We start from the raw sequence: 20,886 nt of genomic DNA on the forward strand, positions 1-20,886 counted from the left end.
GCAAACTTATGTCAGAGAATAAAACCGTGCATTCACCGACCAAATTAGAGCAGCTAATAGAAAACTTTGTTTTTGGTCATCGCGCATTAGTGATGGCAATCGTTGTCATTTGTATTGCTTTGTTAACCATACAAGCCGTTAAAGTTAAGCCCGAAGCTAGCTTTACGAAAATGATCCCCGGCGACCATCCGTTCGTTAATAATTTTTTAACCTACCGAAAAGAACTGGCTGATTTAGGTAATGTTGTTCGTATTGTGGTTGAAGCTAAGCAAGGTGATATTTTTAATGCTGACTTTCAACAAACCTTAAAGCAAGTCACTGACGAAGTTTTCTATATCCCCGGCGTAAGTCGTGACGGCCTCAAATCATTATGGACCCCTAATGTGCGTTGGCAAGAAGTCACCGAAGAAGGCTTTGTCGGCGGCGCTGTTATTCCAGATGGTTACGATGGCTCAGCTGAAATGATTGAACGCGTTAAAGCGAATATTTTTAAATCAGGTCAAATTGGTGTTCTGGTGGCTAATAACTTCCAATCAGCGATTATTTTAGCACCCTTACAAGACATTAACCCTGAAACAGGCTTGCCACTTGATTATCGAGAGCTATCTTCAATTTTAGAAGAAAAAATACGCGACAAATATAGTAGCGATACTGTCACTATTCGTATTGTTGGCTTTGCAAAAGTGGTGGGCGATCTAATCGATGGTGCTTTGCAGGTTGTCGCTTTCTTTGTATTAGCCGTGGTTATTACCTTTGTATTATTGTGGTTTTATTCTCGCTGTATACGCAGCACAGTTTCGGTATTAGTTTTTTCAATTTTTGCCGTATGTTGCCAACTCGGTATCTTAAACTTACTTGGCTTTGGTATTAATCCATATTCAATGCTGGTGCCCTTTTTAGTCTTCGCCATTGGTGTTAGCCATGGCGTACAAATTATCAATTCAATTATTCACCATAGCGTTACCGGCGCTAATAAAATTGATTCAGCCAAACTTGCTTTTCGTTCACTCTACATTGCCGGTATTACCGCTTTAGTGAGCGACGCTATCGGTTTTACCACTTTAATGGTAATTGATATCGAAGTAATACGAGAATTGGCCATCGCGGCGAGTATTGGTGTTGCTATTATTATTGTTACCAACTTAATCGCACTACCTATCCTCATGAGTTACATCGGTGTTTCACCTGCCGGTTTAAAATACGCAGAAAAATCTGCGCATAAAACAGGTATTGTTGAACGTTTGTTTAAAAACTTTGCCAAGCCTCCATTAGCAAAAATTGCGATAGCGATTGGCGTAATCCTTTTTGGGTTGGGACTTTACTTCTCTCAAGCCATGCAAATAGGGGATTTAGACGCAGGTGCTCCGGAACTAAGACCTGATTCACGCTATAACTTAGACAATGCCTATATTGTTGATAATTACAGCACCAGTACCGACCTATTTGTCATCATGGTAAAAACTGAGGTTGAGCAATGTGCTCAGTATCAAAACCTAGTGTGGGTTGATCAATTCCAATGGCATTTACGCAACGTACCGGGTGTTCAAGCGGTAAAATCTGTTGCTGATGTATCTAAATTCGGCCTATTTGGTATGAATGAAGGTTCACTAAAATGGTACGGCTTAAATCGTAACCAATTAATGACCAACGCTTCATTATCAAAAACACCGCAAGGCTTGATGAACAAAGATTGTTCTATGGTGCCGGTTCTGGTGTTTCTTAATGATCATAAAGCACAAACTCTCGACAATGTTGTCAAGGCGGTCGAAGAATTTAAAGCTGAAAACCCAGTTGATAATATCGAATTTCTCATGGCTGCAGGTAACGCAGGTATAGAGTCCGCTACCAACATGGTAATTGAAGATGCGCAAACTGAAATGCTGGTTTGGGTATATTCAATCGTAATTATTATTTGTTTAATCACTTTTAGAAGTGGCCGCATTGTTATTTGTATCATCACGCCACTGCTCTTAACCAGCATTATGAGTCAAGGTTTAATGGGCATTTTAGGTATTGGCGTAAAAGTAGCCACCTTACCCGTAATTGCTTTAGGTGTTGGTATTGGTGTTGATTACGGTATCTATATTTTCAGTAAGGTTAAAGAAGCACTAACCCAAGGTAAGTCGTTATACATGACCTATCGATACGCATTAAATCAAACAGGTAAAGCCGTTGCTTTTACCGGTATAACGTTAGCTATTGGTGTAGCTACCTGGGTATTTTCACCGATAAAATTCCAAGCAGACATGGGTATTCTACTCACTTTTATGTTTATTTTTAACATGCTAGGTGCATTAACTCTCATTCCAGCGATTGCATGGCTACTTAAGATAGGATCCAAAAAGGATAAAAAGTAATGACCGAAATAATAACAAAAACAGCATTAGCAGATACTTTTTTACAACAAAAAGAATACTTTGCCAGTAATACTTATCCAAGCTATCAAGAGCGTATAAACGACTTAGTAAAATTAAAGGCGATGCTCATTGATAACCAAGAAGCTTTTATTGATGCCATGAGCCAAGACTTCGGCCATCGTAGTGCAGCGGATTCAAGAATAGGCGATATTCTCACTACCGTCATGGGTATTAACTATGCGATAAAAAAATTAAAAAAGTGGATGAAACCTGACAAGAAACATATCGGGATTTTATTTCAACCCGCTAAAGGGCAAGTAGTTTATCAACCGAAAGGCGTTATCGGTATTATTGCACCGTGGAATTACCCGATATTCCTTACTTTAGGACCGTTAACAACAGCACTAGCCGCAGGTAATACTGCGATGGTCAAGATGAGTGAATATACGCCTAAAACCAATACCTTGTTAGCTCAATTTATTGCTGATATTTTCCCCCGCAACAAAGTAGCGATTGTTTGTGGCGACGCTGATATGGCAGCAGCATTTTCAAGTATTACTTTTGATCATCTATTTTTCACGGGATCTACATCCGTAGGGAAATTAGTGATGAAAGCCGCTGCTGAGAATTTAGTCCCTGTTACATTAGAATTAGGGGGTAAATCTCCCACTATTATTGATAACGATATCGATATAAAAACCGCTGTTAGCCGACTAATTTTAGGAAAAACCCTTAACGCCGGACAAACCTGTGTTGCACCTGATTATATTTTCTGCCCAGAAAATAAAGTAGCTGAACTAACTCAAGCTTTTCAAACTGCTTATCAAAGTATGTACCCTAGCATTGAAAAAAATGACGATTACAGCTGTATAATCAATGATGGTCAAAAGTCACGCTTAGATAGCTTATTAGCTGATGCTAAAACGCAAGGGGCAACCATAACACCTTTATCAAAAGGCAGTGATGACAATACTTGTAGGAAAATGCCTTTAACGCTTATTACGGATGTTAATGATGATATGACCGTAATGCAGCAGGAAATTTTTGGTCCGTTATTACCTATTATTGGTTATAAAAATATTAACGAGGCTATTGCTTACATAAATAGTAAACCACGCCCACTTGCGTTATATATTTGTAGTTTTAACAAGTCATTTCAACAACAGGTTTTATTGAATACACATGCAGGTGGTGTTTGTATCAACGACGCTGCGTTCCATGTTGCCGTTGACGACTTACCTTTTGGTGGCATTGGCGCTTCAGGCATGGGTCAATATCACGGCGATGAAGGTTTTAAAACCTTTTCACATGGAAAGGCCGTTTTATCACGCGGAAGAATTAGCTTAGGCTCATTACTATTCCCGCCGTTTGGTAATAAAATTCATCAAATTTTATTTAAATTTTTCATTCGTTAATTGACTTAATGAGTAATAAATTATTTACTCAGTGCTAAGTTTTAACTTACTTTGCTTGTTCAACTTACTTTCAATCTAAAATGCAGATAGTTGCTAAAGGAAATGACATGACTAAACCTTGGATGAAAAATTATCCAGAAAACGTAGCGCACGAAGTCGATTTAACTCGCTACAATTCTTTAATAGATTTATTTCATAAAACAACCACTAAGTATAATCAGAACGTTGCTTTTAGTAACTTTGGTGCTGAGCTTACCTACAAGCAAGTCGACGAACTATCACGTAATTTTGCTGCTTATTTACAAAATAAATTGGGTGTTGCTAAAGGTGAGCGTGTCGCTCTAATGTGCCCGAATACCTTATGTTTTCCAATCGCTATGTGGGGCATATTACGCGTCGGTGCGGTCCAAGTTAACGTAAACCCTTTGTACACCGCTAGAGAATTAACCCATCAACTTAACGACGCTCAAGTTGAGACTATTATTATATTTTCTCAATCAGGTAAAATGCTAGCTGACGTACTTGATAAAACCCATATTAAAAACATTATAACGGTAGATTTAGACGACTTAGTGGGTAAAGGCTTGCCTTGTCCACCTATCGACGAGCGTTTAACAAATATCACGAAGTTCACTGACGCTTTAACACAAGGTGAACAACTTGAATTAACAGAGCCAACCCTAAGCCATAATGACTTATTGTTTCTACAATACACCGGTGGTACAACAGGTTTATCAAAAGGGGCAATGTTGAGTCACGGCAATTTAATTGCCAACATTTTGCAATACCAAGAGTTTACTAAAAATCATATCGACTATGGTAATGACATTGTTATTACGGCAATTCCGATGTATCACATCTTCGCATTGATGGCGAACACGCTAGCATACTTCTGTTTTGGCGCTAAAAATGTATTAGTGACTAACCCTCGCGATATGGAAAGCTTTGTTGAAGTTTGGAAAAACACGCGCGCAACAACATTCACAGGGGTAAATACCTTATTTAACGGTTTATTACATACCCCAGGATTTGATCAAGTTGACTTTTCAGCGCTGAAAGTATGCGTAGGTGGTGGTGCAGCAGTGCAACAAGCTGTAGCAGATAAATGGCAAGAAGTTACTGGTGCTAGATTATATGAAGGCTATGGTTTATCAGAAACATCACCGGTTTTAACCTTAAATTTTGGTAATAGTGATCAAAGCGAATATATTTCAGGTATTGGTGTTCCTCTGCCCAATACTGATATTTCAATTCGAGATGACTACGGTAATATAGTCGCCGATGGCGAGTCTGGTGAATTGTGTGCAAAAGGTCCACAAGTAATGAAAGGCTACTGGAATAATGCTTCAGCAACTGATGAATGTATGACATCTGATGGCTATTTTAAAACTGGCGATGTAGCTTTACTAGACGATGACGGTTTCTTCCATATTGTAGATCGTAAAAAAGACATGATTAATGTTTCTGGTTTTAATGTTTACCCTAATGAAATTGAAGCAGAAGTTGCCAAAATGCCTGGGGTATTAGAATCAGCTTGTATAGGTGTGCCTGACGATAGAACAGGCGAAGCTGTTAAGCTTTTTGTAGTGAAGGCAGATCAAAGTATTACTGAGCAAGATATTATTGATTATTGTCGTACTGGGCTTACCGCTTATAAAATACCAAAACATGTAATATTTATTGATGAAATACCCAAGTCTACTGTCGGAAAATTATTACGAAGAGAATTAAGATAAAGTGTATTTATATTAAAAGCTTACCTGTAGCACTTGTTTTTTTTACGGGATGAATTTTTTTCACCTGTTAAATGAATTTATCTCGTTTGCCGCTGGAAATAAATAACTCTAAGATGAACTTGTTTTTGGATCTTCCCCGATTCGACACAATGTTTTTACATAGTTAATTTGTTTCATTTCAAGGACATCTTTTGATGTCCTTTTTTTTTTATCAAACTTAACTAAAACTATTCAATAACTATTAACGTTGAATTAATCAACAGAGATAAAAATCTATAGACAACAAAGCCTGTTACTCTTGCAGTGACACTTGCTTCTTAAATCGACGTAACGCTAAAGCGATAATGCCTAATGCAAAAATAGTTAGTGTGGTGGGCTCAGGTACTGTGGTTGTTCTATACATTAACCAGCCAATAGATTCATCACTCGTAGTTGCATATGTATCCGTTAGCGCGATATTGCCAAAAGTATTATATTTTTCATTTTTAGTGCCTAATTCTAGGTTTAAAACGCCAGCACTGCCATCGGTAATTAAATCATCATAAAACCATGCTGCATCGACACTGCTTATGCCACGGGTAAATGAATCACCTAGCAGCGCAGTGTATTGTGCACTTGAGAAGGTACCGCTATCTCCACAAGAAAGAAAAGTTGTGTCGTTATCAGCGCACTCATGATTTGTGCGATTTAATAATGCGTCTATAAACAAATTAGCTTCTTTCACGCCCGCTATCGTCCAACCTAAAGCGGAACTTTTGACTAAAGTTTCAGCGTAGGTAAGATCGGCAAATTGGTCCCATCTCAACCACTCAAGGCTATTAAGCGTATCGGTAATTACGATAGTAGAGCCATCATTATTACTGGTTAGCGCGCCAATAGTGATCAAGCCAGCCTGTGCTGAGCTAACGAAACAACTTAAAGACAACACTGAACCAATGAGTAAACGATTGATAGATTTAAATTTCATCGGATTATACCTTTTGTTTATTTGCCTATAACTTGGGCAGTTAATTGTTAAACCAATCGGATTAAATAATGCTTAATCTTTATTAAAATATTTTTAACGTTATTGCTGTTAATAAAAAGCCCACCTAATACAAAATGGTGGGCTTTGCTTCCAGAAATTTACATCGCTTAATAGTTATTAAAGAATCGCGTTGCTGCTACTGCATAATCCGCACGAGTTACACCATTGTTACCGTTAAAGTTAGCAATAATAGTTGGCTCTAAATCATAAGGACCTTGTTGAATATCAAAGTGCGCATTTAATATCCCTAAATCTAATGCCAGTTGTACATAACCTTTAAATTCAGCAGGAATTTGCGCTTGATCCGCTAGTACTACGCGTTGGTCTTGAAAAATTGCGGTTATATCACCACTAAAGCTTTCTGCCAAAGGTTGTAATGCCAATGATTGCACCAAAGAGTAAGCTACCTGAGTACGATCAACCGCCTGTTCAGGATTAAAACTACTTGCAGTACCTGTTAAAACCGGCGCTTGATTTTGTGCGGTATTACGTAAAGCTGCACCTTGTGAGTTTACCGCATTAATTGCTGCGCTATATTTTCTGCTAACATCATTAAAAGCAATTGTCGTTGCTAGGTTAGATTGACGAATGCCTGCACCTAAGGTTAAAAAGTCAGCTAGGTCTTGACGTGACAACGTTTCGTCAGGCTCAAACCCGTTGGCATTGGCATCAACTAACTCTTCACTTACTGCATATTCAATAAATGATTTTGCTGGATGGTTTTCCACATCACCAAGACCGGTATAACCGTCAGTTTTAATAATTTTAATTGATACTGCAATATCACCTGGTACAGCGTAGCCATTAGTAACACCCGCTGGGTCAAGCGCTACTCCAGAAATACCACCAATACCATTTGCTTTCAATATCCAGTCACCGGCCTCAGCGGGAGCCGTTACTGCAATATTTTGTCCTAAAACAGGTAAAGCAATACTAGAACCGTAACGTTTACCACTTGGGCTAGTTAATGATAAGCCAACCGTATTATCATCAATGTTTGCACGTACCATTACCATAGAAGCATCAGCTTTCACCGGTATAACAGTTCCTTCGCTTTCGCCTACAGGACTAAAAGTAACAGTATCAGCGTACTCTGCTTGAACCGACGTTAGTGCTTTAGCATTAAAGTCTCGCTCAACTTTTGTTGTACTACCAAAATTTAAGCTTTCATCTACAACAGATTTTACTGCAGCATATGCGTTCACATAACCTGCACCGGCTTCCCACGTTTCACGACCCGGCATATTAGTTGCGGTTTCTTGTAAAATCGCTTTTACTGCACGCCATGATAGGTTTGGGTTAGCTTCTAGCATCAAGGCAACAATACCAGCAACATGTGGTGCCGACATAGACGTGCCGCTCATAGATGTGTAGTAAGGTACATGGTTTGGCGCCATTACTTCACTGTCATCGCTAATACTTAAAGCACTTAAGCTTGATAATGATGCACGTGTAGAAATAATATCAACACCAGGTCCTGTGATTGTTGGACGATCTTCCCAATGAAAAATTTCATTGCCAACCATCACTTCGCCACCTTTGCCTTTAACACCACGTGAACTAAAGTCAGCCAACTTTCCTTCTTTATCGCCTGCTGCAACAGTAATAACCCATGGTGCTTTTTTAAAGTTACCGGTAATAGTCGCTTCACCACTACCAGAATTACCCGCAGAGAAAACTACAATAACACCGTTATCTGATAAAGTTTTAGTGGCAACGTTGGTTGGGTGATCCGGATTAAAATCAGTTCCTGTATCACTAGTACTGCCAAAAGAATTTGAGATAACACGAATGTTATAATCATATTGATGGGTTAATGCATAATCAAAACCACCAATTGTGTCTAAAATGAATAGACCTGCACCTGAGCCGTAACCGATAATTTTTGCGCCAGGAGCTACACCTTGGTATTTACCTATCGACATTGCACCATTACCACCAATAATACCGGCAACATGTGAACCATGGCCGCCAGCAATATCGGTGTTGGCTGTATCTTCTTGATATGTGATCGGTAAAATATCTGATAATGAATGTAAGTTAGTTTGCGCCAATACGTTTTGTACAACGTGATTTGGGTATTTAATATCGCTGTGTGTACCGTCAACGCCTGAGTCGTTAACAACAACACCGATACCGCGACCAGAAAATGGAGTACCTTGGCTTCTCATTGTTGAATCAGCACGTAAACGGTCGACGCCGGTAATTTGTGTCGCGCCATCATTCTCTAATGAAAGTGGCGCGTTATACCAAACAGAACGCACTTTATTTGAAGTATATATTTGTTCGATTTGCGCTTTTGTTGCGGTAATACCAACAATTGGCAATTGCTTAAAGCTAACACCGCCAATGACACCAGCAGATTCGATAATATTTAAACGTTCAGTATTTATTGCACCCTCACCTTCAAATGTCACAATAACTTCGAAGACATCATGAACAGCGGCTGTTGACATCAAGCCTTGTAATTCAGGTCCGAAAGATTTAGCAGAGAGACTAGAAGACAGTATGCCAGCCCCCATTAGGCCAGCGATTAGCAATTTATTTTTTAGTTTAGTTTTAAGCATTGGGAGTAACCTAAGTAGTTTCGACACAACTAGCATGCCAAACGACAAGGTATTAAAGAATCAGGATAAACCCCTAGAAGGATTAGGGTAAAACACCTGATGGATAAAGACTTAATTAATGTAGTAAAACTTAACTATAATTTTTTTATTGAAATTACATTAATAGATGGTGTTTAGCGGCATAGCGCACTAGCTCTGCGGCATTAGCGACATCAAGTTTATCGAGTACTTTTCCACGATGATTTTCCGCGGTTTTGACACTAATATCTAAAGAACGAGCGATTTCTTTCGTGGTTTTACCTTCAATGATCAAGTGAAACACTTCACGTTCACGATTAGTTAGATTTTTATAAGGGTCTTGCCAACTTTCTGCTGGTTTATTGTATTGAGTAGCTAAAACGCTAGCGGCATACTGGCTGAAATAGGTTTTTCCTTCAGCCAATGCTTTTACCGCATCAATTAATTCATCACTCGCACTGTCTTTTAATAGATAACCTGAAGCCCCTGCTCTAACCATATGTATTACATACTCTTGCTCTTCATGCATAGTAAGCACTAACACTTTAGCTTCAGGTAATTGTTCATGTAAGCGTTTAACGGCTTCCATGCCATTCATCTCAGGCATACTGATATCAATAACAATAACCGTTGGCTTTAATTCCAGTGCTTTTTTAATCGCTTCCACGCCATCTGCAGCCTCAGCTACCACACGAATTTTTTCATCTTTGCTTAATAAGCTCACCAGACCGTGGCGTAAAATAGTGTGGTCGTCGGCAATAAGTACGCTGATCATGACATTTCTCTTCCTGTCACTAAAACCTTGATTTCGCAACCTTGGTTAGGTGATGAATTAATGGTTAACTGGCCACCAAAAGCACTGACCCTATCTCGCATAGCGCCCAAGCCGAAGCCATCTGGGTTATCTTCTGTACCAAGAGGCATACCAACACCATCATCTGCTATTTTGATCATTAACAGTTTACTTGTTGCTATTACATTTAGGGTAATAGTTTTAGCTTGAGCATGTTTAATCGCATTAGTTAGAGCTTCTTGTATGACACGAAAAGCTAAGGTTTGCGTATCGCTATCTATCTCGGTATTTATCTGATGATGAAATTCAATTTCTGCCTCTTCTGGCTCACCCATTATTCTCACTAACCATTCTAAAGCGGGGATAAGGCCAAGATCGTCTAAAATTCTTGGTCGCATTAGACGAGAAATAACCCGAGTATCAGACAAGGCTTGGCGCGCTAAATCAATACTTTCACTTAATGCTATTGCTGGATCGCCCTTTTGTACTTGTTGTAATTGATTGATCAAAGCGGTTAGAAGTTGCCCTACACCATCGTGTAATTCTCGGGCAATATGTTTACGTTCATCTTCTTGTACTCGCCATACCCGCTTAGCTAAGCCGCGCATTTGCTCGTTACCAATATATAATTGCTGGGATATTTGCTTTTGCTTTTCATTAAGTTGTGCAACCAACTTAGTCATATCCATATTATTGCTCATAACGCAGTAATTCCTGTAGCGAGTCATTTAATTGAAAGTAATCTTGTTTTTTCAAGAAGTTTGACGACATTTCAGTAGGTAAATTAGTCATTAAATTTTTAAGTTTTTTACTGACAGTCTCGTGATATTTTTCTGGATCTTGCTGCTCTGCGATCGCTAATTGAGCCCGTAAACGATCAAATTGAAAGCTTCGCCAATAATCGCCCATTTTTCTTAATAAAAGGTCTGCTTCGCGTAAAGTACTTTTTAAATCAGTCCACGACTGTGAATAATATTGTTGCACAGCTAATAGCTCTAAATACTCGATATACTGATACTGATAGAGTCCAAAATCTATTTCAGCCAATAGCGTCAAATTAGCACTAATATCTTGATTTCCGGCACGTAAAATATCTCTCGCTTGCTGTATTAACTGGCGGATATAAATAGTTTGGTGTGCGTGATCAGTAACAACGTACTTAGCAGTAAACGACGTGTTTGTGACATTATTTTGGTCCTGACTAATTAAAAAATGGTAAGTCGTTTTGTATTCTTTATTGCCATAAGTTGAGACAATTGTGCTAATTTTCGCTAGATGTTCTTCAGCTTGTTTAACATCACCTAATTGTAGAGACCAATCAGCCAACCAAAGCCCGAGTTGCGCTGTAGCTCTAACATCATGCAATTGCTCTGCTTCCGAATATAGCGCTGTCAACTCGATAATACTCGATTGAAAGTTACCTTGTAAAAATGCCAGTTTAGTGAGGTAACTGTGCGATACCAGCGATTCTTCCGTACTACTCAGTTGATTCGCGTCTGCTAATGTATTGTTAAAAAGATGATAGGCATTACGCCAATTACCTTTTGCTAATTCCAACTGACCTAAGTTTTGTCTGACATGAATAATGCCAATTGGAAATTGGATTTGCTGATATAACTGCTCTGATTGACGCCAGTAAACCAATGCATTCTCAGGATCAAGCAACATAAAGTAGCTATACCCTATATTGTTCATACTCTCTGCTTGCAGCATTAAGTTACCTAAATCGATACGAATATTTAAGGCATGGCGATAGTTTTCTAAAGCAATTTGGTACAAGGCTTGTTCTTCCGCCAATTTCCCTAGCTCATTGTATGTATTTGAGAGACCTTCTTGATCGTTTAACTGCTGATAAATTTCTAAACTTTCTTTTAAATATTGCTCAGTTTCTTGATACTCACCAATCGCCAAATGCATCGCTGCAAGGTTGGTCATCGTCGTAGCCGAGCCGACCAAATCACCGATTACTTTTCTTGTCGCTAACGCTTCTTGGTAATAATCAAAAGCTAATTTGGTTTCTCCTAACTGGTTATACACCACACCAAAAGCATTTAATGCTTCAGCTACTTTATAATGATTTTTTAGTTTTTTTGCGATGATTAGCGCTTTAACAAAATATTCATTCTGGGCTTTTTCCAAATTTCCTTGTAAAAATGCTGCTCTGCCCAGCATAAACCATGCCTTTGGGTGATTTTCATCAATGTTCACTACATCGAGTAATAGAGATTCCATTTTTTTATGCTGCTCAATTAAAAAATAAAACTCCGCCAACATCACTTTCAGTTCAGTATTATAGGGAAAGGCATTTACTAAGGTTAAGTAGTCAGATTGCGCTTGCTCAACTTTACCTGCTAAATCATTTAATCGAGCACTTGCTAGTTTTGCCGTAAAAGAATTCGCCGTACTAAACTGAGCAGCCTTACCGTAAGCTTGCTCAGCTTCTATGATTAAATTTTGTGCTAGATTAAGTTCACCTTGTTGTAGCCAAGTTTGCGCTGACTCAGGGTTCTTAGTCAGTATTGGGCTTAACGCTTGTTGTGCACTTTTAAAATCACCTTGTGCAATAAAAGCTTTAATAGCAAACAAGTCAATCAGAGGATTAGGATCATATGACAAGGCAGGAGTAGAGTTAGATTTTAAAGCTAAGCGATTTTTAAAATTATCAATAAAATTGACCGATGTACTTTGCCAGTTATTTTCATCAAAATCTTGTCGAAGTATCGTTTCACGATGGATTTTAAAGCCATCAACAAAGATTAGTTCAAACTGTATTTCTTTCGCTTGCGTACCCGCGATAAAAGTTTGTGGGCTAATCAGCATATCTACTTGTAGTAGATCAGTAACTAACTCAATTTTGTTGTCATCTAATGGCAACTTTATGCCAAGTTGCACTAATAATTGCTTCAGCCTCGATTGCTCGATTACTCGTAAGTTTGTAATTTCACTTAATTGATAATTTAAATAATTAGCAAATGTTTGATCAAATTCTTCATCTTTGGTCAACGTTGGCAAGATAGCTACAGCGTAGTGATTTTTGGCACTCGACTTGATTACTTTTGGTAAATTATAAAACCAAATTGTAATAAAAACCCCAACCAGAAAAAATGCAAAAACACCATAAAACACTGAGGTTTTACTTAATGTTTTTTTGTCCGTTGTTAATGCTATGTATTGCTGCTCAGCCAGTGCGATATTTACTGGGCGTGATGCACTATGAGCTGAAATTAACGATAACAACCAGGATTTTAGAGTATTAAGTTCCGCATGCTTTGGGTTAAATTTAGCTTTATTGAGTAACTTGCTTTCTATTAGCTCATCTATTGAATCACCATTAAACGGTAAGCAATGGCAACAGAGTTGGAATATAACAATACCAGCAGCATATAAATCTGTACTGGTATTAATTTTACCTGACTGTAGATATTCAGGTGGCGCATAGTGCGGCGTGCCCATCACACTGGCCGCAACACTTTCTTTATTCAACACCGAAAGGCCAAAGTCAGCGATATAGAGCCGACCCGACGTGTCTATCATAATATTTTCGGGCTTAATATCTTTATGCGTTACGCCCGCTTGCTGCGCAAAAGCTAGACCACTCAGTAATTGTTCAATAAAACTTTGAATTTGCTTGATAGACAAAGTTTGATTAGTAATAATTTTTTCTAAGCTCCCCCCTTCTATCCAATCCATGGTTAAGAAGTGTAAATCTTGATGCTGATAATATTCATGGACACGAATAATATTGGGATGACTAAGTTGACGAACTAATAATAGTTCATTTTTAAAATCAGCTAAATTTTTTGTATTTTGGCTAAGGGATTTATCAAGTACTTTGATGGCAATAACGGCATCGAGTTGCTGGTCATACGCGCTATAAACACAGCCATAACGACCTCTACCTTGTAGGTTTTTAATCACAAAACGACCGACAAGACATTCACCAATTGCCAGTGAATTGTCAGGTTGAATTATTTGTGTTGTCTGTTGTGATACTTCAACAGGCTTAATTAATTTTGGCTTTTCAGGAGTGCTCATACAGCCTATTTATTAATAAAATTTAATGACACAAATTAAGCAAACTAGCGTCTTTTATACCTGATATCCGTATTGAGTCACCTTCGAGAATATCTTGCAACGAATCAATCGATTGTTGCAGTAATATTGCTTGAACTGATGCTTGAATTTGCTGACTCATGGTGCTTAAAATTTCGATATCTAATTCAGTGAGTACTTTATCAGATATTTTACTGTCAGTGTAAACAACACCAACAACTTTATCTTCATAGAACAAGGGGATGCAGGCTAATGCGGATATTTTTTTGGTTTCTATACTCTTACGTGATCTTAACAGTTCATGGCGAGTAACATCCATGGCAATTATTGCTTGCCCAGATTCAAAGCAACGAGTAATAGCGCCGACACTGCCTTCGAAATTAGCTAATTTAAAATCAGCTAATTGCATGCCATGAGCAATGCTAACACTTAAGGTTTGCAGAGTATCACCCAATAAAATAATGCCACGCTGTGTGCCCGTCAACATAATGATATTTTGTAATTGTGCCGATAAATTGTCTTGTAAGTGTTCTGTTAAAGAGGTTGATATTGGTGATTGACTATTGGATAAACGCCATTGATTATGTGTAATAATAGCATCAAGCTGTTCAGATGATTTCGTTTCAAATAAGCAGTCTAATTCACCAATCGAAATTAATGCATCAGTATTTAAAGTGGACTGAGTAATGGCAATACCATTGACTTTTGTACCGTTGCGGCTGCGCTCATCATTAAGTTGCCAAATTTTATTTGTATGCGCAACTTTAGCATGTTGGCGAGAAACCGTAGGATGATCTAATAAAAGTTCACATTCATTTGAGCGCCCTAAACGGTAACCACTGTCTTCGTAAAGAAAACTTTCTACTGCTGGTTGGTTAGGATAACAAACGGTAATTCTAGCTGGCATAATAACACCTTCAACATAAAAAAATGATTGCGTTACTTAATTAAACGCAAACTAAATCGCAAGGTTTTTGAGAATGCCATCAACTCACCGGCAATATTACGAATATCTCGGCTTGAACGCCATACATCTGGAATATTAATACCACGGTTGTCGTTAATACGACGATTAAACTCATTAACTTTATTACTTGCAGTGTTGTAATCTTGTGTAGATATCAACTGACTAATATCGTTAACATCTTGTAATAATTCGGAATAAACCGCCGCATTTATTTGCGGAGAAAATTCATTTAGCGCAGTTTGTAAATCATTAAGTTTTTGTTGAACAACTACTAGAGGTGCACGTAAGTCAGCCACAATAATAAATTGAGAAAATCGACCTGTAGAACCACGAGTACGCAAACTTCCAGAGCCTAAGGTCTCCGTAATATCTTTAAAATCCCCGTTTAATGGTGCTTTAAAGAAGCGAAAAGGTGTGCCCGCTGTATATTCTAGGTTATGAGTATGTAGATCTATTGACGCAACACCCGAGAACGAAAAACCGGTATTCGCTGAAGGTTCAATGGTGATCATCATTGGGAAGGCCGCTGCAGGGGAAATATTTAGCCCACTAGGTAAGCGGTCAAGAATGTCTAATGAGGTAACATCGATTAATTCTGCACTTAACCCTAAACTATCTTTAGTTAGGCCAACTGCATTTTCAAATTGTAAGGTAAGGTCTGCTGAAATATCACCGGGTAAATGAACAATAACTTCTACTTTATTACCCTTCACGTCGACCGATAATGATTGGGAAGCGAAAGATAAGGTACTAAAAAAAATGGCAATTGTGGCCATAAATTTAATCGTTATATTTTTGTTGTTCAACATCTTTTTTCCTCTAGATACGAATCTGCTAGTTAACTCAGATTGTTTTATGACTCTATTAACAGAAACTACGTTGAATTTACTAAATTAGCAAGCATTTAGTAGCGAGAAAACCAACCTACAATCAGGCTGGTTTTCTCTTCATAAAGCTAACAATTAACGTAAGTAGCTATCATATGCTCGACCAATAATAACGGCATAATCACCACGCTTAATGTTATTAGCTGGTTCAAAGTAAGCAACTACTGTTGGTGATAAGTCGTAAGGTCCTTGCTCAAGTGCAAAACGTACACCGATTAATGACATATCGATAGCAGCTTGTACATAACCTTTTAAGACAGGTGTTACAGAACTTGAGTCCATCACAGCAATGCGCTCACCGTTGTAATCAACCGTTATCTCACCAGAAAAGTTTAATGCTTGTGTTTCTAATCCTAGGCCTTGTACTAATGAGTAAGCTAATTCTTGTTTACTCACATTTTTTCGTGGAGCAAATTCACTACCATTAGATAACATAACTGGCCATTGGTTTTGTACTCTATCTTTTAGCGCAGAGCCAAGCGTTGTTACTGCATCAACAAAAGGAGCGTATTGACTGCTTACATCAGTAAATGCTGTTTTTTGTTCATTCAATAAATCACGTTGCTGTCTAATCGACATACCCATCACTAAAAATTTAGCTAAATCTCTACGCTTTAAGTAAGCATCAGGGCGATAAACACGGTCATTTTTGCTATCAACTAAACGCTCACTTACAGCAAACTCTATCGCTTTTTCAGCTGGATGACCGGCAATATCGTTCAAGCCTTCATAGCCACCAGAGGTCAGGATTGAAATTTCACCGCTAACATACTCAGGAATCCCTGGGCCATTGGATGCGCCTGTAGGGTCTGCTTGTACACCTGAAAGTGAGGTTATACCGAAGGCAGATAATTTCCACTCGCCAGCTTGTGCAGGAGCAGAAACTCGCATGGTGCTGCTTAGTACTGGTGTGGTTAAGTTACCAAAATAAACGGTGCCATCAGGCGCTTCTAATTTAAGTTTAACTAGATTGGCAAGCGTTTCAGAAGAGGCACTGATCCAAGCAGCATCTTCAGCAACGTTAAATACATAAACATCAGGTTCGCCTACTGGTGTAAATAACACTTCAAATGCTTCAGGTGCAGTATCATCGATAATAATAGCATTAGCATTAAATTCGGTAAGGTTATTTACCGTAGCACTATTTTGCTCGTCATAACCTAATGCTCCAGCTACTGCGGCATAAGCATTTACATGGCCTGCACCCACTTCCCAAGATTCATAACCTGGCATGTTGGTGGCAGTTTCTTTAATAATTTGTTTGATTTGTAAAGGTGTTAAGTTCGGGTTTGCTTCTAGCATAAGTGCAATGATGCCAGCAACATGAGGTGTTGCCATAGAAGTACCAGAAATCATGGTGTAGAAAGGTAAGTATTCATTCTCGATAACACCAACATCCGCCTCACCGCCATTAGAGGCTAGGTTCGTTTTAGCACGGGTCGAAATAATATCTACACCCGGAGCAACAATAGTTACTTCGTTTATATAAGTCCAAGATGAACCGTCAGGCATAGTAAAATCACCTGTTTCACCACGTTTTCCGCGTGATGAAAAATCGATCAAGTCACCGGCTTTAGTACCTGCACCAACGGACATACCCCATGGAATTTGTGCATAAGGATTATGTGTGTCTTCGCCTGCACCACTGTTACCAGCAGCAAATACTGAAATCATACCTAATTTGTGAGCTTTATAAGACGCTAATGAAATAGGACCTGCGGGTTCATATTTACCACTTGAGCCCCAAGAGTTACTCATAACACGAATAGGAGAATTAAAATCCCAAACATTGCTAATTGCATAGTCATAACCACCCAACGCATCTAAAATAGAAAGGCCAGCACCAGAACCGTAACCAACTATATCGGCACCGGTAGCAGCACCTTTGTATTTACCGTCAGAGTGTGAACCCCAACCACCAACAGTCCCCGCAACATGCGTTCCGTGACCTACATTTAAATCGGTATTGAGCTGGCCTTCAATCCACATACCATCAACACCCGTTAATGAAATAGCTTGTGCATGAGTAACGCCCTGTACGTTTTCAACCACTTTAGTGCCATATTCTAAGTCATCTAACGTTGCATCAATGCCTGAATCGTTAACAATAACTGTAACGCCCTTACCAGTAAATTTAATACCATTATTAGCGGCAAAACTGTCTGATTGTAACTTTTCCACGCCCGTTATTTCACGTGCTTCTGCGTTAAAATACTCAAGTGTACGGTTTGCAAAAACTGAACGAACACCTGGCATAGCAGCTAATTGATTAATTTGAGCGGGACTTGCCATCACACCAATAATAGGTAATGATTGAAATTGAACGCCTTGCGCTAAACCTATGTTTAGTAAGTTTTGTAACTGCGATGTGGTTAGTGCATCGAGTTGGTCATAAGACACGACTACCATTGCACTGTCAGTGGCTGTCATATTTTTTAATTGTTGTTCTAATTGAGAGCCAATAACTGCCGCAGCTGTTGCGTTTAGACTGATACCTGCGATTGACATGGTTAATGCCATATTTTTAATTAGTGTTTTCATCTTTTGTATCCACCCATCTCTGAAAGTATATTTTATGAACACCTTCATTTAACGCGATTTCAACATGGCTTACTATGAGGATCAGTCCCTAGTGAATACAGGGGAAAACCCCTAGAGCTAACTTATTTTGTCTAAATTATCCGTGAATAATAGAAACTGACTTTCATTTTAAAAAGTTAATAAAGTAAAAGATAAAATACCACTCGCTTAACATTGCCTTTCATATAAATATACACGGCTAATGCATGAAATTAATTCAGCTGTTAAATGAATTTATCTCGTTTGCCGATAGTCAAAAATGCCCCTAAGATGAACTTGTTTTTGGATCTCCCCCGATTCTACAAAACGTACTTTACATAGTTAATTTTGTTTCATTTCAAGGACATCTTATGATGTCCTTTTTTTTACCCTTTGATTAATGACAATATTTTGGTGCAAGCACACTATTATGGTGCACTCAAAAGCATCATTTAGACTCATAAATACAATAAAACCTTTATATACAACAACTTAAAAATCGGCTTGAGTTTTGCAGTTAAGCTTTGTCTTCATAAATAAAATGTAAACTATGCCTATCCAAACTCCTATACGGGGCCTACGCTCATTTTGCGTAGCCTCAAAATGTTTAAGCTTTAAACATGCAGCATCACAATTATTTTTAACACCCTCAGCCGTTAGCCATCAAATAAAACAACTTGAAACACAATTAGGTATCGTTTTGTTCAATCGAGGTACCCGAACTATCGAGCTTACCAGTGCAGGAAAGCAATTTTACCAATCGATTCAACCGATCATTACCCAATTAGAATCGACCATAACTGAATTCACCCAAAAGCAACAAAATCAAACTATTGTCATTAGTTTGCCTGAATTTTTTGCAAGTGAATTATTTATTCCTCGTCTCTCACAATGGTCTGAAAACAACCCTACGATTAATTTACAACTTGAAACAGTTAAATCAGGTAGTGAGCCATCACAGTCAGCAGATTTATCAATCGTACTTGCTAATGGCAAACCCAATGCGAAAATAGTCGAAGAGTTATTCCCTATTCGATATGCCCCTGCATGTAATAAAAGGCTGTATAAAAAATTAAAGAACACTGGCTTTGCCGCCTTAAAAACTACACCGTTAATTTTACATAGATCTCGCCCTTGGTCTTGGCACCAATGGGCTGATAAAAATAGCATTGATGATTTCGATCCTAAGCAGATCATTCAGTTTGATAGTATGTTTGGTGTTGCAAGAGCGGCACAACAAGGCATGGGCATAGCACTCGTGCCTTTGCCAATGAGTAAAGCTTGGTTCAGCGAACAACTATTGGTAAAATTATTTGACGAAGAATTAAATACCAATGATAAATATTATCTTATTCAACATGAAAATATGGATAACCATGCTGAATTAACGTTATTTGCAAAATGGGTAAAAGAAAGCTTTTCAATTTAACATTTACGCCCATCACCAAAGTAGTGTCAATAAGGTTTGTTTTTTGTACAACCTTATTGACTCACTCATCATCCATGCCCCCTCCCTGTTCATTACCTCAATTAATTTTTATTTTTTATCGGAACAATGAATTCAACTTGTAATTTTAAACTATTGAAGTACAAGTGAATTATATTCACTTGATAGATGTATTCTAATCGTTTGTCAGTAAGGGAACAGATCTTTATATTTATGCTGTATCAACTTGATACGCAACTAATATAGAGAAAGCACAATGAAAAAGACTATTTTAACAAACGCACTATTAGCCACTTTATTATTAAGCACTAGCCATTCAACTTTAGCCAGCGACTCGATATTTCAAGTTGCGATTGTTAAAGGTGCTATAGGCACTACAGACTTAGCACAAGGTAAAGTAGAGTCAGGAATAAAGAAGTTAACTGCTAGTGAAAAAAGCCAAGACTTTTATGCCAATAAAATGAATTTATGTGTGGCTTACTTGCAATCAGATTTTACACATAGCAATAAGTCAGAATCAGCCTGTACTGAAGCTATTTCTAGCTTAGAGTCAGTAAAACGCCAAAGCAATAAAGTGCGCTATTTAACTGCATTAAACTACAGTAACCGTGGTGTAGCTCGATATAGAAAAAATCAATTAGATGCGGCATTAACCGACTTCGAACTTGCTGTTAAAATTGATAACAACGAAATTACAGTAAGTAACTTACGAAAAATTAAACAACTTTTACCACTTGAGCAAGTTGAGTCTGCAACAGAGTTATCTGATTAATACTCACACTTCAAATACTAGGAGTTTTACATGATTGTTAATATAACAAGCACAATCAACGAAACCATAAACTTTTTAATTGAAATAAAACATATCTCAATTAGTCAGTGGGACGTTGAATAACACAAAGACATTATTCATTATGATAGCTTCTATACGTATCAGCAGTTTAATGAATAATGTCACCCTTTCATTAACAACGCAGCTAAGTAAAATTCACAATTGATAGCTTAGCTGACGTTGATAGCGCTAGAAAGACAGTAAAAACCTCACCTTGGCAAGACAAGT

The 20,886-nt window shown here is 38.2% G+C and carries 13 protein-coding genes; 5 read left to right on the top strand and 8 right to left on the bottom strand.

The window, feature by feature from the left end:
• The first annotated feature begins 8 nt into the window (after positions 1 to 8).
• The 3 genes from DBO93_RS14860 to DBO93_RS14870 all read left to right on the top strand — a co-directional run bounded on the left by DBO93_RS14860 (position 9) and on the right by DBO93_RS14870 (position 5,508).
• Positions 9 to 2,357 (top strand): MMPL family transporter, encoded by a 2,349-nt coding sequence (locus tag DBO93_RS14860; protein ID WP_108457035.1) that lies wholly within the window; start codon positions 9 to 11, stop codon positions 2,355 to 2,357.
• Positions 2,357 to 3,772 carry a coniferyl aldehyde dehydrogenase gene (locus DBO93_RS14865; RefSeq protein ID WP_108457036.1) on the top strand — a complete coding sequence of 472 codons (1,416 nt, stop codon included), beginning with the start codon at positions 2,357 to 2,359 and terminating at the stop codon, positions 3,770 to 3,772. Before DBO93_RS14860 ends, DBO93_RS14865 begins: the two co-directional genes overlap by 1 nt.
• Before the next feature lie 107 nt (positions 3,773 to 3,879).
• Positions 3,880 to 5,508 carry an AMP-binding protein gene (locus tag DBO93_RS14870; RefSeq protein WP_108457037.1) on the top strand — a complete coding sequence of 543 codons (1,629 nt, stop codon included), beginning with the start codon at positions 3,880 to 3,882 and terminating at the stop codon, positions 5,506 to 5,508.
• Positions 5,509 to 5,800: 292 nt separating this feature from the next.
• Here DBO93_RS14870 and DBO93_RS14875 read toward each other — a convergent pair whose 3' ends face one another.
• From DBO93_RS14875 to DBO93_RS14910, 8 genes are all read right to left on the bottom strand, one after another.
• Positions 5,801 to 6,475, bottom strand: a complete 675-nt coding sequence (locus tag DBO93_RS14875; protein ID WP_108457038.1) for a PEP-CTERM sorting domain-containing protein — start codon at positions 6,473 to 6,475, stop codon at positions 5,801 to 5,803.
• A 167-nt stretch (positions 6,476 to 6,642) separates the two neighbouring features.
• On the bottom strand, positions 6,643 to 9,102 hold the full coding sequence (locus DBO93_RS14880; protein WP_108457039.1) for a S8 family serine peptidase: 2,460 nt from the start codon (positions 9,100 to 9,102) through the stop codon (positions 6,643 to 6,645).
• Between the two features lie 154 nt (positions 9,103 to 9,256).
• The gene (locus DBO93_RS14885) at positions 9,257 to 9,895 is read right to left on the bottom strand and encodes a response regulator transcription factor (RefSeq protein ID WP_108457040.1); all 639 of its coding nucleotides are present in this window, start codon (positions 9,893 to 9,895) and stop codon (positions 9,257 to 9,259) included.
• Positions 9,892 to 10,614 carry a sensor histidine kinase gene (locus tag DBO93_RS14890; RefSeq protein ID WP_108457041.1) on the bottom strand — a complete coding sequence of 241 codons (723 nt, stop codon included), beginning with the start codon at positions 10,612 to 10,614 and terminating at the stop codon, positions 9,892 to 9,894. The genes DBO93_RS14885 and DBO93_RS14890 overlap by 4 nt, the downstream gene beginning before the upstream one ends.
• A complete protein-coding gene (locus DBO93_RS14895; RefSeq protein WP_108457042.1) occupies positions 10,604 to 13,948 on the bottom strand; it encodes a serine/threonine-protein kinase in 3,345 nt (1,114 codons plus the stop codon). The genes DBO93_RS14890 and DBO93_RS14895 overlap by 11 nt, the downstream gene beginning before the upstream one ends.
• Before the next feature lie 22 nt (positions 13,949 to 13,970).
• Positions 13,971 to 14,873: an FHA domain-containing protein gene (locus DBO93_RS14900; protein WP_108457043.1), complete on the bottom strand. Its 903-nt coding sequence runs from the start codon at positions 14,871 to 14,873 to the stop codon at positions 13,971 to 13,973.
• A gap of 32 nt (positions 14,874 to 14,905) precedes the next feature.
• The gene (locus DBO93_RS14905; RefSeq protein ID WP_204100627.1) at positions 14,906 to 15,742 is read right to left on the bottom strand and encodes a DUF6689 family protein; all 837 of its coding nucleotides are present in this window, start codon (positions 15,740 to 15,742) and stop codon (positions 14,906 to 14,908) included.
• A 153-nt stretch (positions 15,743 to 15,895) separates the two neighbouring features.
• On the bottom strand, positions 15,896 to 18,361 hold the full coding sequence (locus tag DBO93_RS14910) for a S8 family serine peptidase (protein ID WP_108457044.1): 2,466 nt from the start codon (positions 18,359 to 18,361) through the stop codon (positions 15,896 to 15,898).
• 574 nt (positions 18,362 to 18,935) lie between these two features.
• Here DBO93_RS14910 and DBO93_RS14915 point away from each other — a divergent pair.
• On the top strand, positions 18,936 to 19,808 hold the full coding sequence (locus DBO93_RS14915) for a LysR family transcriptional regulator (protein ID WP_108457873.1): 873 nt from the start codon (positions 18,936 to 18,938) through the stop codon (positions 19,806 to 19,808).
• A 274-nt stretch (positions 19,809 to 20,082) separates the two neighbouring features.
• Positions 20,083 to 20,598 carry a hypothetical protein gene (locus DBO93_RS14920; protein WP_108457045.1) on the top strand — a complete coding sequence of 172 codons (516 nt, stop codon included), beginning with the start codon at positions 20,083 to 20,085 and terminating at the stop codon, positions 20,596 to 20,598.
• Positions 20,599 to 20,886: the final 288 nt, after the last annotated feature.

The organism is Colwellia sp. Arc7-D, assembly GCF_003061515.1.
Lineage (GTDB): Bacteria > Pseudomonadota > Gammaproteobacteria > Enterobacterales > Alteromonadaceae > Cognaticolwellia.

Excerpts from the sequence above, each read along its gene's own strand:
- DBO93_RS14910 (WP_108457044.1), bottom strand. The coding sequence starts at position 18,361 with ATGAAAACACTAATTAAAAATATGGCATTAACCATGTCAATCGCAGGT.
- DBO93_RS14860 (WP_108457035.1), top strand. The coding sequence starts at position 9 with ATGTCAGAGAATAAAACCGTGCATTCACCGACCAAATTAGAGCAGCTA.
- DBO93_RS14890 (WP_108457041.1), bottom strand. The coding sequence starts at position 10,614 with ATGAGCAATAATATGGATATGACTAAGTTGGTTGCACAACTTAATGAA.
- DBO93_RS14895 (WP_108457042.1), bottom strand. The coding sequence starts at position 13,948 with ATGAGCACTCCTGAAAAGCCAAAATTAATTAAGCCTGTTGAAGTATCA.
- DBO93_RS14875 (WP_108457038.1), bottom strand. The coding sequence starts at position 6,475 with ATGAAATTTAAATCTATCAATCGTTTACTCATTGGTTCAGTGTTGTCT.
- DBO93_RS14900 (WP_108457043.1), bottom strand. The coding sequence starts at position 14,873 with ATGCCAGCTAGAATTACCGTTTGTTATCCTAACCAACCAGCAGTAGAA.
- DBO93_RS14905 (WP_204100627.1), bottom strand. The coding sequence starts at position 15,742 with ATGTTGAACAACAAAAATATAACGATTAAATTTATGGCCACAATTGCC.
- DBO93_RS14865 (WP_108457036.1), top strand. The coding sequence starts at position 2,357 with ATGACCGAAATAATAACAAAAACAGCATTAGCAGATACTTTTTTACAA.
- DBO93_RS14885 (WP_108457040.1), bottom strand. The coding sequence starts at position 9,895 with ATGATCAGCGTACTTATTGCCGACGACCACACTATTTTACGCCACGGT.
- DBO93_RS14920 (WP_108457045.1), top strand. The coding sequence starts at position 20,083 with ATGAAAAAGACTATTTTAACAAACGCACTATTAGCCACTTTATTATTA.
- DBO93_RS14880 (WP_108457039.1), bottom strand. The coding sequence starts at position 9,102 with ATGCTTAAAACTAAACTAAAAAATAAATTGCTAATCGCTGGCCTAATG.
- DBO93_RS14870 (WP_108457037.1), top strand. The coding sequence starts at position 3,880 with ATGACTAAACCTTGGATGAAAAATTATCCAGAAAACGTAGCGCACGAA.